The sequence below is a fragment of the Acidimicrobiales bacterium genome (assembly GCA_035546775.1).
Lineage (GTDB): Bacteria > Actinomycetota > Acidimicrobiia > Acidimicrobiales > JACCXE01 > JACCXE01.
This window is the reverse complement of the sequence record DASZWD010000002.1, coordinates 40,903-54,189: the sequence shown is the minus strand read 5'-3', so window position 1 is coordinate 54,189 and position 13,287 is coordinate 40,903. Positions and strand designations below refer to the sequence as shown.

General features: G+C 70.0%; 20 protein-coding genes. 6 read left to right on the top strand and 14 right to left on the bottom strand.

What is annotated here, in order from left to right:
• Nucleotides 1-8: 8 nt before the first annotated feature.
• Both VHC63_00635 and VHC63_00630 read right to left on the bottom strand, forming a co-directional pair.
• A complete protein-coding gene (locus VHC63_00635) occupies nucleotides 9-1,142 on the bottom strand; it encodes a hypothetical protein (protein HVV35079.1) in 1,134 nt (377 codons plus the stop codon).
• Nucleotides 1,143-1,144: 2 nt separating this feature from the next.
• Nucleotides 1,145-1,678, bottom strand: a complete 534-nt coding sequence (locus tag VHC63_00630) for a VOC family protein (GenBank protein ID HVV35078.1) — start codon at nucleotides 1,676-1,678, stop codon at nucleotides 1,145-1,147.
• Here VHC63_00630 and VHC63_00625 point away from each other — a divergent pair.
• Together VHC63_00625 and VHC63_00620 are read left to right on the top strand one after the other, a co-directional pair.
• A complete protein-coding gene (locus VHC63_00625; protein ID HVV35077.1) occupies nucleotides 1,677-2,576 on the top strand; it encodes a DMT family transporter in 900 nt (299 codons plus the stop codon). The genes VHC63_00630 and VHC63_00625 overlap by 2 nt on opposite strands.
• Entirely contained in the window at nucleotides 2,563-2,769 is a 207-nt protein-coding gene (locus tag VHC63_00620; GenBank protein HVV35076.1) for a hypothetical protein, read from the top strand. Before VHC63_00625 ends, VHC63_00620 begins: the two co-directional genes overlap by 14 nt.
• 8 nt (nucleotides 2,770-2,777) lie before the next feature.
• Here VHC63_00620 and VHC63_00615 read toward each other — a convergent pair whose 3' ends face one another.
• The 7 genes from VHC63_00615 to panB all read right to left on the bottom strand — a co-directional run bounded on the left by VHC63_00615 (nucleotide 2,778) and on the right by panB (nucleotide 7,027).
• Nucleotides 2,778-2,969 carry a hypothetical protein gene (locus VHC63_00615; GenBank protein HVV35075.1) on the bottom strand — a complete coding sequence of 64 codons (192 nt, stop codon included), beginning with the start codon at nucleotides 2,967-2,969 and terminating at the stop codon, nucleotides 2,778-2,780.
• A gap of 84 nt (nucleotides 2,970-3,053) precedes the next feature.
• Complete coding sequence (gene mscL, locus VHC63_00610; protein ID HVV35074.1) at nucleotides 3,054-3,461, bottom strand: large conductance mechanosensitive channel protein MscL; 408 nt, start codon at nucleotides 3,459-3,461, stop codon at nucleotides 3,054-3,056.
• A gap of 3 nt (nucleotides 3,462-3,464) precedes the next feature.
• Nucleotides 3,465-4,838 carry a CoA transferase gene (locus tag VHC63_00605; GenBank protein ID HVV35073.1) on the bottom strand — a complete coding sequence of 458 codons (1,374 nt, stop codon included), beginning with the start codon at nucleotides 4,836-4,838 and terminating at the stop codon, nucleotides 3,465-3,467.
• Nucleotides 4,835-5,452, bottom strand: a complete 618-nt coding sequence (locus VHC63_00600) for a DUF1345 domain-containing protein (protein HVV35072.1) — start codon at nucleotides 5,450-5,452, stop codon at nucleotides 4,835-4,837. Before VHC63_00600 ends, VHC63_00605 begins: the two co-directional genes overlap by 4 nt.
• Nucleotides 5,449-5,955, bottom strand: a complete 507-nt coding sequence (locus VHC63_00595) for a DUF192 domain-containing protein (protein HVV35071.1) — start codon at nucleotides 5,953-5,955, stop codon at nucleotides 5,449-5,451. Before VHC63_00595 ends, VHC63_00600 begins: the two co-directional genes overlap by 4 nt.
• Nucleotides 5,956-5,972: 17 nt before the next feature.
• Nucleotides 5,973-6,170 (bottom strand): hypothetical protein, encoded by a 198-nt coding sequence (locus VHC63_00590; protein HVV35070.1) that lies wholly within the window; start codon nucleotides 6,168-6,170, stop codon nucleotides 5,973-5,975.
• A complete protein-coding gene (panB, locus tag VHC63_00585) occupies nucleotides 6,167-7,027 on the bottom strand; it encodes a 3-methyl-2-oxobutanoate hydroxymethyltransferase (protein HVV35069.1) in 861 nt (286 codons plus the stop codon). Before panB ends, VHC63_00590 begins: the two co-directional genes overlap by 4 nt.
• 95 nt (nucleotides 7,028-7,122) lie before the next feature.
• Between panB and VHC63_00580 the strand changes: the two genes are divergently transcribed.
• Nucleotides 7,123-7,335 (top strand): hypothetical protein, encoded by a 213-nt coding sequence (locus tag VHC63_00580; protein ID HVV35068.1) that lies wholly within the window; start codon nucleotides 7,123-7,125, stop codon nucleotides 7,333-7,335.
• On the opposite strand, the gene VHC63_00575 is transcribed toward VHC63_00580, so the two are convergent.
• The 4 genes from VHC63_00575 to VHC63_00560 are packed head-to-tail and all read right to left on the bottom strand — an operon-like array spanning nucleotide 7,332 to nucleotide 9,488.
• Nucleotides 7,332-8,012, bottom strand: a complete 681-nt coding sequence (locus VHC63_00575) for a hypothetical protein (GenBank protein HVV35067.1) — start codon at nucleotides 8,010-8,012, stop codon at nucleotides 7,332-7,334. The genes VHC63_00580 and VHC63_00575 overlap by 4 nt on opposite strands.
• Nucleotides 7,996-8,490, bottom strand: a complete 495-nt coding sequence (locus VHC63_00570) for a VOC family protein (protein ID HVV35066.1) — start codon at nucleotides 8,488-8,490, stop codon at nucleotides 7,996-7,998. The genes VHC63_00575 and VHC63_00570 overlap by 17 nt, the downstream gene beginning before the upstream one ends.
• A gap of 9 nt (nucleotides 8,491-8,499) precedes the next feature.
• Nucleotides 8,500-9,138, bottom strand: a complete 639-nt coding sequence (locus VHC63_00565; GenBank protein HVV35065.1) for a hypothetical protein — start codon at nucleotides 9,136-9,138, stop codon at nucleotides 8,500-8,502.
• On the bottom strand, nucleotides 9,084-9,488 hold the full coding sequence (locus VHC63_00560) for a DUF5318 family protein (GenBank protein ID HVV35064.1): 405 nt from the start codon (nucleotides 9,486-9,488) through the stop codon (nucleotides 9,084-9,086). Before VHC63_00560 ends, VHC63_00565 begins: the two co-directional genes overlap by 55 nt.
• Before the next feature lie 56 nt (nucleotides 9,489-9,544).
• On the opposite strand from VHC63_00560, the gene VHC63_00555 reads away from it, so the two are divergent.
• Together VHC63_00555 and VHC63_00550 are read left to right on the top strand one after the other, a co-directional pair.
• Nucleotides 9,545-10,075, top strand: a complete 531-nt coding sequence (locus VHC63_00555) for a sigma-70 family RNA polymerase sigma factor (protein ID HVV35063.1) — start codon at nucleotides 9,545-9,547, stop codon at nucleotides 10,073-10,075.
• A complete protein-coding gene (locus VHC63_00550; GenBank protein ID HVV35062.1) occupies nucleotides 10,065-11,051 on the top strand; it encodes a hypothetical protein in 987 nt (328 codons plus the stop codon). The genes VHC63_00555 and VHC63_00550 overlap by 11 nt, the downstream gene beginning before the upstream one ends.
• Nucleotides 11,052-11,057: 6 nt before the next feature.
• Here VHC63_00550 and VHC63_00545 read toward each other — a convergent pair whose 3' ends face one another.
• Entirely contained in the window at nucleotides 11,058-11,915 is an 858-nt protein-coding gene (locus VHC63_00545; protein HVV35061.1) for a LysR family transcriptional regulator, read from the bottom strand.
• A gap of 59 nt (nucleotides 11,916-11,974) precedes the next feature.
• Between VHC63_00545 and VHC63_00540 the strand changes: the two genes are divergently transcribed.
• Nucleotides 11,975-13,276 (top strand): inositol-3-phosphate synthase, encoded by a 1,302-nt coding sequence (locus VHC63_00540; protein ID HVV35060.1) that lies wholly within the window; start codon nucleotides 11,975-11,977, stop codon nucleotides 13,274-13,276.
• Nucleotides 13,277-13,287: the final 11 nt, after the last annotated feature.

Here is a 13,287-nt window from a genome sequence, read left to right as displayed (position 1 = left end):
TGCGGCCATCACGCCGGCGGGAACCGATCGCGCAGCCAGTCGATGATCGGCTCGCACGCGTCGCGCTGGCGACCGCTGAAGTAGTGCACTGCGCCTTTGATCTCGACGTACTGCTTGTCCGCCGCCGCGCATTGCTCGTACGCGCCGCGGGCCTGATGCAACCGGATCTCCGTGTCGGCGGTCGGGTGCACGAACAACGACGGGATCGTCACCGCCGGCATCGTCTCCACCAGAGCGGCGTGTGAACTGAGTCCCGACCACGTCGACAGCCAGCCGCGCGCCGTCATCACGCGGGCCAGGCCGTAACCGTAGTTGGCGTCGTAGGGGTCCGGGTAGGCGAAGATCGACCCGAGTGGGCGGTCGTCGGGGTCGATCGACGGGTCGAGGTACGCCGGGTCGGCGAGGGTGCGGTACGTCGTGAGGTATCGCACGAAGGCGCGATGACGCCGGTCCTGTGACGTCACTCGATCGTCGAGCGCGGCATTGGCGCGCGCGTCGATGCGCGCCACGCGCGCCCGCTGCGCCTCGCGGTACGTGGCCAACCAGCCGCGGTCGTAGGTGCACGGGTTGGGCCACGGTTGCCAGCCGTTGTCGGGGTTGTACATGTCGAGCGCCGGGTCGCACGAGAACGGATCGTCCTCGTCGGTCACCGAGGGATCGATCACCTGGAGCATGAACACGCCTTCGCCCGGATGCGCGGCGAGGGCGACGAACGCTTCGCCGAGATGCTCACCACGCGCGACCGCCGTCGCCTCGGCCAGCGCCATGAGCGAACCGCCACCGGAGTTACCGAGCAGCACGATGTGGTCCGCGCCGTGCGCGCGCGCCGCCGCGACGAGGGTCTCGACGTCGACGACGCAGTTCTCGTGCAAGCAATCCGAGTCGTTGTTGACGTAGCGCGTGGCGCCGCCCAACACCGCGTAGCCCGCCGCCGCCAGCTGCGGCGCCACGTAGTGCTGCGAAAAGTCGCCCCGCGGATGGGTCAGCACGACGCACGTGTTCCAGTTGCCGACGTGGGGCGTCGACAACACGCCGCGCACCACCGCCCCGTCAGGCGTGACGGCGACGATCGGCTCACGACGCGGCTCGTTGGCTGGTGCCTCCTCGGGGTCGGGCCAGTACCCGAGGAACGGACGCGCCACTACTACGCCGGGCTGTACTCGGCGGCGAGGTGGAAGGAGATCTTGGGGTCGGGATCGTGCGCCGGGATCGCTTCGACGAGGCGCTGCTTCGCCTGCTCGCGGTCGTCGTCGTCGAAGGGACGCGTCGTGCAGCAGAACTCGACCATGATCCCGTTCGGGTCGTCGGTGTAGATCGACACGCAGAACTCGTGGTCGATCTCGGCGACGTCGTAGCCGTTGGCCAGCCAGCGGTCGCGCTTGGCCGCCAGGTCCTCGAGGGTCGGCGCGTCGAAGGCGAGGTGGTTGTAGTGGTGCGCCAGGCCCATGTCGTCGGAGATCGCCGTCTTGGCCTCGACGAGCGCGTTGGCGTCGTCGTGGATCTCCCAGAACGCGATCAGCGAGCCGTCACCGGTGTCGTAGAAGAAGTGCTTGGCCCAGCCGCCTTCGGGCGACGCGCCCACGACGACCTTCTCCAGTCGAAAGCCCATGGCCTCGGTGTAGAAACGATGCGTTGCGTCGGTGTTCCGGCTGGCGAAGGCGACATGATGAAAACCCATGCACCCAACGGTACGCCGACGCGCCACGCTCCTGCTCGCGGCGACGACCACCGGGTGGGGCACCGTGCCCCTCATCGTGCGCAGCGTCCACTTGCCGCCGGCGGCCATCGTCGCCGCCCGCTTCTGGTTCGGCGCTCTCGCCCTCACGGCGGTGCTCGTCTACGAACGCCGCCGCGGCCGGCCCTCCGGGCCCAAGGTGTGGTCGGTCGAGCGGCCGCGCTGCGTCGCCGTGTGCCTCATCCTGCTCGTGCACTGGCTCGCCGAGATCGCGGCGTATCAGCACGCGCCGATCGGTACCGCGCTGTTCATCATCTTCCTCGCGCCAGTCGGCATCGCGGCGTTCGCCCCGAGCGTGCTCGGCGAGCACATCGACCGGCGGACCATCGCCGCGCTCGGACTCGCCCTCGTCGGCTTCGCCTGCATGACGGGCAGCGCCGTGCACGCCAGCGGCGCCGAGGGCCTGGCCCTGTCACTGCTCGCCATGGTGACCTTCATCGCGCTGGTGCTCGTCAACAAGCCGCTCGCCGACACCTACGGCGGCGTACGCGCCGCCCAGATCCAGATGACGGGCGCCGGCGTGCTGATCGTGCCCATCGTGATGCTCGCCGTGCACTTCCCGTCGCCCGAGCCGTCGTGGCTGTGGCTGGTCGTGCTCGGTGTGGTCCACACCGGCGTCGCCATCGCCGTGTACCTCGGTGCGCTGTCGATCGTCGGCGCGACCACCACGGGCGTGCTCGGCTACCTGGAACCGGCCACGGCGGTGTTCTGGGCGTGGCTGGTGCTGGGCGAGTCGCCGTCACGAGGCACGCTGATTGGCGGTGTGGCGATCCTCGCCGCAGGATTACTGGTCGTGAGGAACGAACCGGCCGCGTTGGAGGTAGCGAGTGTTACTGGGTGACGACCTGCTGCCGCTGCTCGTGCTGGCGCTGGGCGCGGCGATGGTGCTGGGCAACGTGATGGCGATCGTGCGACCGCCGAAACGGCACAACGAGGGCGACCTGGACAAGGCGCCGGTCGGGCGCAGCCTGGGCATGGCGACGCTCGGCTTCATCGCCGCCGTCTGGGCCCTGGCCAGCCTGATTAAGGGCTGAGGCGGCGCTTACGCGCCGCCCTTCGGGGCGGCTGAGGACCCGTGCGGCTGCGCCGGTGACGTGAGCCAGGCCCACGCCTCAGCCAGGTTGACGAGCTGGGCAGACGTGGCACCTTCGGCCCGCAACCGGATGGTTTCGAACAACGCGATCCGCGCCTCGAATCCGGCGCGGTTCAGTGCGTCTGCCTGCTGTTCGTCCACCTGCTTGGTCCTCCTTCGCCCTCGCTGCCGTGTCCCCGGATGGATCCACCGGTCAAGAGCGAGCGGGTCATGTTACAAGAGCCCTCAGACGGGATTCACCTCAGATGTGCAATGGGCGCACCGCTTGGCCGCTTTGGGGATGACGCTGAGGCAGAACGGGCAGTCGCGGGTGACCGGATCCTCTTCGCTTTGGCCGCGGTTGCGCCGCGCAATCATCACGTTCATCGGCTTCACCACGAAAAAGAACACCGCGGCTGCGATCAGCAGGAACGCCACGACTTCGTTGATGAACGCGCCGTAGAGGAACGTGCTGTGGCGGATCGTGAAGTGCAGCGCGCTGAAGTCCGACTTGCCGGGAATGGCGATCAGCGGCGTCAGCAGGTCCTTCACCAGCGCGTTGACGACGCTGCCGAACGCCGCGCCGATCACGACGGCAACGGCGAGATCCACGACGTTGCCCTTCAGGACGAACGACTTGAACTCTTTCAACATCGGCTACCTCCAGGTGGGTGGGTGCGTCCCGAGCGGGACGACAGGGGTCGCCCAATGGGCGGGCGTTCTCGAGAGTTGGGTGACGGGGGTCATGTGCACCACCTCGCCGAACGGCGTTGCTTCGGTCGTGAGCCACGAATCGGTGTCACCGAAACCGGTCGCCGTCGACGGGTCGACACACGGACCATCCTGCGCGATCCACATCGCCGTCTGACACAGCGAGACGCGCACGTGGTACGACCCGCCCTCGATGCTGCGGCGGCGCAGCGCCGCCATCACCCCGAGGGCGCCGAGGTACCCGGTCGTGTAATCCGCCGCCGCCGCGGGGATGAGGCGCGGTGCGCCCGGCTCGCCTTGCGCGTCGGCGATGCCGGTCACCGATTGCGACAGTTGCTCCCAGCCGGGGCGCAGCCGCCACGGACCCACGTCGCCGTAACAGTTGATCGTCACGTACACGATGCCAGGCCGCAGCGCGGCCACATCGTCGGGACCGAACCCGCGCCGCGCCAGGGCGTCGCCGCGGTAGCCCTGCGAGAACACGTCGGCGCCGCCGATCAGCGCGCGGAGCGCAGCGGCGTCCTCGGTGCGCCGCAGGTCCAACGCCGCGCTCCGCTTCCCGTGGTTGGTGTCGATGACGAACGCCTCGACGTTGTCGAGGTGCTCGCCGTTGACGTGCAACACGTCCGCACCGTGTTCGGCCAGAACCCGGGCGCACGTCGGTCCCGCGAGCACGCGCGTGAGGTCGAGCACGCGCACCCCGCCGAGCGGTCGCGCACCGGCACCGGCGGGCGTGACGGGTGCATCGCCGATGCGTTCGATCGACACCCGGCCGAGCGGCGCGATCGCGTCGCGCTGAGGATGCGCGACCCACTCGTCGATGCTGCGCACCATGGCGCCGCAGGCGCCTGCGGCGGCGAGCGCGTCTTCGAGTTCGTGGGCGCGGAACTGCTTCACCCGCGCCGCCACCTGCGTGGCGTCGTCGCCGACGGCGCCGCCGATGACGTCGACGGTCAGCTGTGCCAGCTTCGGGAACGCGCCGTGCAGGTGCACCCAGCGGCCGTCGCCACATTCGTACAGCGCGACCAGCGGGTTGCCCTCGGCAGTGCGCAGCGGCATCACCCCGTCGACGCGGTTCAGCATGAAACTCAACAGCGACGTCTCGGCCCGAGTCTGGTCGACGAACACGTCCTGCGACTCGCCGGTGCGGTCGGCGTAAACCGTCGCCGCCGCTACGCCGCACGCCCCGAGAGCCGCGGCGGCACGCGCCCCGATGGGGAACTTCGACGGCAGCACCGGCGGCGCCCCGTCGATCGTCAACGCCGCGGCGTCGCGGGGGAGCCCGACTTCGTCGAGCAGTTCGAACGCGTCGCGCGTCACAGCAGGCCGCCCACCACGTTGACGAGCACGGCGATGAACGCGGTGGCGAACACGAAGGACAGCAACGCGTGGCGCAGCACGGTGCGCCGCAGCGGCCGGCGGGTGATCGCGGTGTCGGACACCTGATACGTCATGCCGATCGTGAACGCCAGGTAGGCGAAGTCGTGGTAGTCGGGCGCGTCGCCGCCGAAGTCGACGCCGTCGCCCGTCTCGTAGAAGAGCCGCGCGTAGCGCAGCGTGTACAGGGTCTGCACGGTGCACCACGCCAGCGCCACGCCGAGCGCACCCAGGCCGGCGACGCCGCCGCGGCTGGCACCGTGGTAGTGGCTCGCCTTCAACAGCACGAAGCCGACGGCCACGAGGCTCGCGCCCGCGGCCGTGAGCAGCGTGGCGTCGGCCAGCACGTGCGAAACGTCTTCGTCGGTAGCGATCTGGCGCGTGCGGGTGGCGTCACAGGTGAGGATCTGCACGCCCACCTGTACGAGAAACGCCGCCGCCCCGGTGATCCAGCCCGTCAGTACCGCGACCTGCCATGGCCCCCGCAGTCCCATCACCGCGCCGAGCACCACCCCGACGAGCGCACTCGCCACCAGGCGGACGTTGGCGGAGTTCACGCTGGGCATCCTCCACCCACGTGGAGCACGGCGCCAGCGTGCGTCAACCCCAAACCCGCGAGCCCACCGACGGGCGTCTCCACCGCGTACGAGAACGGGTCCTTCGCCGCGTACTCCGGACAGTCTTGGCCCGACGGGCACGCCGTCATCGTCGTCGCGTCGACGAGGACACCGGCGGCGTCGTACCACCCGATCGACAGGTCGATCGGCACGAAGTGGTTGGTGAAGTGCACCGTCGTGGCCTCGGGGAAGGCGAACACCATGGCGTCGTAGCCGAGCAACGTGTGCTTGCCCTGCATGCCTTCGACCTGGGCCTCGGGCGTAGCCGCGAGCAACGCGCAGTGCACCCGCGGACTGTCGTCGACGCGAAACCCGACGCGGCCGAACGGGGCCACGGTCGGCAGCACGTTGCGCTCGGCCGGTGTCGCCGCCGGCGCGGACGACGTGAACGACCGGTAGATCACCACCGCAGTTCCGATGACGACGGGCAGGCCAAGCAGCACGGCCAGCCCCAGGGCAATTAGCCGAAGATGTGCGGAGCGCACAGCGCCAAGAGCACCACCGCGGGAGCGAAGCCGGGATCAAGCGGCCGGTTGGCCCCCTCGACGAACCACGCCAGCAAGCCGAGGGCGAACAGCACCCACGCCAACACGCTCAGGAGGCGGTGGTGGGCCGGCGAGAAGTACTTGTTGGTGGCGGGGTCGTCGACCGATGTCACGCCGACATGCTTGCACGCCCGCCGTGGTCCCGTGAAGTGCCGCCGTACAGGCCCAGTTCCTCGGCGGCGTCGCCCGGCAGGCGGTAGCCCTCGTCGGGGCCGGGAAAGGTGCGGGCGCGTACGTCGGCGGCGTAGGCCTTGACGGCCTCGACGCTGTCGGCTTTCACCTGCGCATACCGGCGCACGAACTTGGGCGTGACGCGGTCTTCAAGCCCGAGCAGATCGTGCATCACGAGGACCTGACCGTCACACGCGCTGCCCGCGCCGATGCCGATCGTGGGCACGTCGATGGCGTCGGTCACGATGCGGGCGACGTCGTCGGGCACGCACTCGAGCACGATGGCGAACACGCCGGCGTGCACCAGAGCCTTGGCGTCGTCGATCAGCACACGCGCCGCTTCGGCCGTGCGGCCCTGCACCTTGAAGCCGCCCATGGCGTTGACCGACTGCGGCGTGAGACCGAGGTGGCCCATCACCGGAATCTCGGCGTCGACGATCGCTTCGATGACCGGCACGCGCTTGGCGCCGCCTTCGAGCTTGACGCAGCGGGCGCCGGCGCGAATCAGCTTGGCGGCGTTGGCGACGGCGTCGTGGCGACCCGTGTGGTAGCTCATCCACGGCAGGTCGCCGACCACGAGCGCCCGCGGGTTGGTGCGGGCCACGGCGGCAGTGTGGTGCGCCATGTCGTCGATGGTGACCTGGAGCGTGTCGTCGTAGCCGAGCACGACCATGGCGACGGAGTCGCCGACGAGAATGAGATCGACGCCGGCGTCGTCGGCGATGCGCGCCGTCGGCGCGTCGTAGGCAGTGACCATCACCAGCGGTGTTTGGCCCTTGGACGCGCGGACATCAGGCACGGTGACTGGCTTCAGACCAGACATGAGGTTTCCTCCTTGAGCTCGTCCCGGGCCGGATGGCTCCAGGCGAGTACCGCGATTGTAGATTCGATTCCGTGGACGATGCATCAGCGCCCGACTTTTTGGCCTGTGAGAACTGCGCCCGGTACGAGACGCACGAGGCCAACCTCGTCTCTGTGCATCGCGTTTATCTCGAACTGGACGAGTGGGGCGAAGAGGAGCCAAAAGCCACCGTCGTCGAGGAGGTGGAGCGCTGGTGTATGTCGTGCCGGTCGATCTACCCGCACGAGGTCGTCGAGGCCAGCTAGCGCCGGCTGACTCCGGGCGCCGCTCGGCCCTCGGCCCACAGCACGTCGGCCACCACCGCCAGCACGAACACACCGAGGCCGGCGGCGAGCGAACGCGCCGCGGTGATCGTCGCCGGCGGTAGGTCGCCGAGCGCATGAATGCGATCCGGGGCGAGCGCCAACGCGACCGCCGCGACGGCGCCGAGATACGCGACGGGCGACCCGGCCGTCACCACCAGCGGCACGGTCCGGTTGCGCCACAGCGTCGCGGCGAGAGCCACGACGGCGGCGCCCGCCAGCACCTCACCGCGCTCGCTGGGTTGCGCCGCGACCGTCCCCGCCAACCCCGCCGCCGCCGGGACACACACCAGGGCGTCGAGCAGGACGCGCCAGCGCGCCAGCCCGCGCGCTACCAGCCCGATCTCGGTGCTGACGATCGTGCCGGTGGCGACGAGTAACGGCGCCAGCCCCGCCGGCACCGGGAACGCACCGGCGGCACCGACACCGAGCGCGGCCACGGCCACGCCGCGCTCGTCGAAGACGGCGGCGACGACCGCGACGAGCGACGCCACGGCGACAACCGCCGGACCCTTGTCGGGATTGTGGTGCGCCACCGCGACGCCCGCCGACCCGGCGGCGCCGACGACGAGGGGCAACAGCAGGCGCGTGGCGCCGACGCGCTCAGACAGAGACGCCAACGCCACCCCGCGTGGTCTCGCCGAAGCGGGCGATCTCCTTCGGCAGGTCGAGCGGCTGGACGCCTCGCTCCGCCAGCATCGCGTCGTCGATGAAGGCCGCCGGCACGATCCACGCCACTTCGAACTCGAGGCCGTCGGGATCGTGGGCGTACAGGCTCTTGGTCGTCGAATGGTCCGACGCGCCGACGAGCGCGCCGCGCTGGGACAGCTCCTGCGCCAGCCGGCCGAGCTCGGCGAGCGTGTCGACCTCCCACGCCAGGTGGTACAGCCCGACGGTGCTGCGACCCGCACCGGAGGGGCCCGCCGCCGCGCCGATCTGGAACAGCCCCAAGTCGTGGTCGTTGGTCGACGCCGGCGCTTGCAGAAACGCCGCGCCCGGCATCTCGTTGACCACCTTGAAGCCAAGGGCGTCGCGGTAGAAGGCCACGCTCACCTCCACGTCACGGACGTAAAGCACCGCATGGTTCAGTCGCGTCACAGGCACGACTTAGTGATACCCCGCAGCGATCCCTACGGCCAGCCCGGCCGCGCCCAACACGAGCGCGACGTAGCGCTGCCACGGTCGTCTCTGGTCTCCCGGCGCGGCGACGAGCCCGATCGCCGCGCCCACCAGCGCGCCGAGCACCCAGGTCCCGACGGACTTCACGCCGCCGGCCAGCGACGGCCCGGCAACGAGCAAGCCGGCGGTCAGTCCGAGCACCGCACCGGCGGAGCGCTGGCGAGCCACCAGCACGAGGCTTACGGCGCTGGCCCACGTCGCACCCACGGCGAGCGCCGAGCCGGTGAAGCCCGCGGCACCGAGTACCGCCTGCGCCCCCGCCACGCCGGCCAGACCCGCGGTACCGGTACGGGCGAGTGTCGCGGCCGCGGCGCCCAACACGGCGATAGCGGTGAGCACCGAGCCGTCCGCGACGCCGAGCGCGACGGCGAGGGTCCACAGATCGCCCCGCTCGGTGAGCGCCAGGACCGCGCCGGAAACCAGCGCGCCGTTGGCGATGGCAACGGGAACGGTGCGCGGCGCCGGCCGCGGGTTGCGTCGCGACGAGCGACGGACGTGGGCGGCGCGCGCCGTCAGCGGCGGGGCCGGCGCCCGCCGAGCGGCACCCGTCGTACGAGGTGGTTCCACTTGCACGTCGGGCACACCTCGACGACGTAGCAACTCAGCTCGTCGCCCGACTGGTCCAAGCGGCGCATCTCGGCGGCGGTGTCGACGCAGCGACCCCGCGCCGGTAGGCGCGGCCCGAAGGCGTAGGTGACATGCACGAGCGCGTCGGCCTCACAGATCGGGCATTCCTCGTTCGTCCGGCGTCCGGCCTTCGCCGCCCGCAGCAGCTCCGGGTGGGCATCGCACACGTCCTCGCGCGTGATCCGTTTCGCCCGGTAGTCGGTGATAACCGCGTTGCGGGCCAGGCGGAAGTCGACGGCGGCGGTGCGGTCGTCGTCCTTGCGGGCAACGGACTCAGAACGTGAAGCCATTGGACGCGCACAGTACCGCTCTGTAACAAGGGGCCGAGTCACGACATGATCCAGTCGTGGATGCAGAGGCGCGCTTTCGCGCGCTATACGCGCAGAGCTACGGGCCGCTGCACCGGTGGGCGCAGCACCGCGGCATCACCGGCGCCGACGCCGACGATCTCGTAGCCGACGTGTTCACGATCGCGTGGCGCCGGTTCGCCGACATCCCCGCCGACGCCGCCGTCGCCTGGCTCTTCGGCGTCGCCCGCAACGTGGCGCGCAACCGCGGGCGCGCCGAGCGCCGGCGCGCCGCGCTCCACTTGATGGCGCCGCGCGACGCGTCGACGCCGCCCCCCGACGAGCCATCCGATACGCGCGTGCTGCGCGCCGCCCTCGACGCGTTGCGGTCCGACGATCGCGAGGTCTTGCGTCTCGTGGCGTGGGACGGCGTCGAGCTCGCGGACTTGCCCGTCGCCCTCGGCTGTTCGCCCGGCGCCGCCCGCGTGCGGCTGCACCGCGCCCGCCAACGCTTCGCCGCCGCGGTAACGCGCGCCGAACACGCGACAGGTAGCGGTCGAGACCTACAGGAGGTTCCCGATGTCCGATGAACTGCTCGACCGATTGAGCGCCGCCCGGCCCGTCACCGACGTTGTTGCCCCCGACCCGCAATTGCTCGACGCCATCGTGTCGTCAGCGCCGCGTCCGCCGCGCCGAGTCGTCACGCCGGTGCGCTTGGCGTCGGTCGCGGCGGTGGCGGCCGCGCTCGTCGCCGCTCTCGTCGTCATTCCCCACGACACGACCACCCACTCCCCGTCGCCGTCACACGCCGCGATCGCGCCGAATATGGAGCGCATCGCCGCGTCAACGGCCGCCGCCTTGACGTCGGGAGTCGCCCACGTGACGTACACGTCGAACAACGGCCACTTCGTTCACGACACCGGGACCGTCACGGTCGAGTTCTCCGGTGAGGACCGGTCGTCGTTCGGGACCCAAGACTCCGGCGATATGGGTGATGGGCGCGACAGCTCCTTCGAGTTCGCGAACAAAGTCGTCGACGGCCGGTTTTACCTTCGTGACGGTGTGCCCGGCCACGAAACGTGGCTCGAGGACACGAACGAACACGTCACGGGCTCGGACATCTTCAGCGTCGACCCGCGCAGCCTCGTCACGGACTCTGCGGAGCAAGCGGGCTTCGAAGACGTCGGAACCGCGACCGTCGACGGCGTCACCACGCACCATCTCAAGGCGACGCGACTCGACCAGGTTCCGGCCGTCAATCTCGGTCTCGGCCCAATCGTCGACGCGACGACGAAGGTGACCAAGTTCGACGTCTGGGTCGACACAAGCAACGTCGTGCGCCGGCTCGCCATCACCACGTCGATGACCGAGACCGTCTACCCGCTGGCGCGCACCATCGTCACCACCGACGCCAACGGCAACATCCAGAAGACGCTCGACACGACCGGCGTCGCGCCCGAACAGCGCACGCAGATCAACACGTACTCAGTCACCTTCACCGACATCGGATCGAACATCGTGATCGACGCACCGGCCAACGCCCGCAAAGTCGCCGGCCAGGGGTGACCGGGGTCAGCAGCCGATAGCCGTTACGAGAGCGTCGACGGCCGGGTCGGCGGGCCCGTCGGCGCGGCGGGCGACGACGAGCGAGCGGCGGACGAATGCGTCGCGCCCGACGCGGCGCAACTCGACGCCCGAGCGCTGCACCTGGGCCACCGGCAGCACCGTCCACCCGAGCCCGAGCGCCACCATCTGGGCCAGCACTTCGGGCTGGTGCGACTCGGCCACGATCGTGACGGGCCGCCCGGCGCGTCGCAGGGCGTCGTCGATCAGCGCCCGCGTCTGCGAGCCGACGGGATAGGTCACCCACGGGCCCCACGCGCGGGGCGCGGCGTCGACGGGGGCGTAGACAGCGAGGTCCTCGTCGAGCAGCGGCGCCACGGTAACGCCCTCGGGCACGTCGGCCGGGGCCACGCACACCACGACGTCGAGGCGCGCCGCTGTCAGGTCGCGCAGCAGCTCGCCCGACGGGCTGACCTGGAGCCGCACGTCGACGTCGGGGCGAGCGGCGCGAAACGCCGCCAAGCCCGGCGCGCAGTGGATCGTGGCCGCCGCGTCGATCATGCCGACGCGCACGGCGCCCGCGGTGCCGGCGCGGCGGCGCTGGGCCCAGCGCGCCAGATCCTGTGTGCGGGCGAGCACGGCGTGAGCGTGGTCGAGGACGGTGGCCGCCGCGGCGGTCGGCACCCGCCTCCGGCCGTCGCGTTCGAACAACACGACCCCCAACCGGCGCTCCAGCTCCGCGAGGCCCTGGCTCAGCGCGGAGGGCGTGACCCCGACCGCCGCGGCCGCGTCGCCCCACGTCGGCGCCTCGTGCACGGCGACGAAGTATTCGAGTTGCTGGACGGACAGGTTCGGCAGGTCGCGCATATTGTTTAGTGTTCCTGAACAATCGAACCGAAAGCAACACTTTCGTTTACGCTTGCCGAATGACCGCTCGCACCATCGCTCCCGCCACCGGCAAGCTCGGCGTGCTCCTGCCCGGCCTCGGCGCCGTCGCCTCCACCGTGATCGCCGGCGTGATGCAGGCCCGCCAGACCGGCGTCGCGCCCATCGGATCAATCAGCCAGATGTCGCACATCCGCCTCGGCGAGCGTGCCGAGAACCGCAACCCGTTGATCAAGGACTTCGTCCCGTTGGCCTCGCTCGACGACATCGTCTTCGGCGGCTGGGACCCGATCTCGCCCAACGCCCTCGAAGCGGCTCGCACCGCCGGCGTGCTCGAAGAGCGCGACATCGCGCCGATCTCGGGCGACCTCGAAGGCGTCGTCGCCATGGACGCGGTGTTCGACCACAACTGGGTGAGCCGCCTCAACGGCACCCGCGTCAAGTCCGGCGCCAACAAGATGGAACTGGCGCAGCAGCTGATAGACGACATCGCCCGCTTCAAGGAAGAGAACGGCTGCGACCGCCTCGTGATGGTGTGGTGCGCGTCGACCGAGGCGTACCGCGACGTCACCGCGGTCCATCAGTCGGTCGAGGCGTTCGAGGCGGGCCTCGTCGCCAACGACCCGATGATCAGCCCGAGCCAGATCTACGCCTACGCGGCGATCATGAGCCACGTCCCCTACGCCAACGGCGCGCCCAACCTCAGCTGCGACCTGCCCTGCATGCGTGAACTCGCCGACCGCGAGGGCGTGCCGATCGGCGGCAAGGACTTCAAGACCGGTCAGACGCTGATGAAGACCATCGTCGCTCCCGGCCTCAAGGCGCGCATGCTCGGTCTTCACGGGTGGTTCTCCACCAACATCCTCGGCAACCGCGATGGCGAGGTCCTCGACGACCCGGAGAACTTCCGCTCGAAGGAAGTGTCCAAGCAGGGCGTGCTCGACACCATCTTCCAGCCCGAGGAGTACCCGCAGCTCTACTCGGACATCTCCCACGTCATCCGCATCAACTACTACCCGCCCCGCGGCGACAACAAGGAGGGTTGGGACAACATCGACATTTTCGGGTGGATGGGCTACCCGATGCAGATCAAGATCGACTTCCTGTGTCGCGACTCGATCCTCGCGGCGCCGATCGTCCTCGACCTCGCCCTGTTCATGGACCTTGCCGGTCGCGCCGGCGAGAAGGGCGTGCAGGAGTGGCTCAGCTTCTATTTCAAGGCGCCGATGACGAGCGACGTCGCGCTGCTGCCCGAGCACGACATCTTCATCCAGCAGATGAAGCTCAAGAACACCCTGCGCGAGTGGATGGGCGAAGAAGCCGTCACCCACTCGGAGGCCTAACTCGGTCAGAA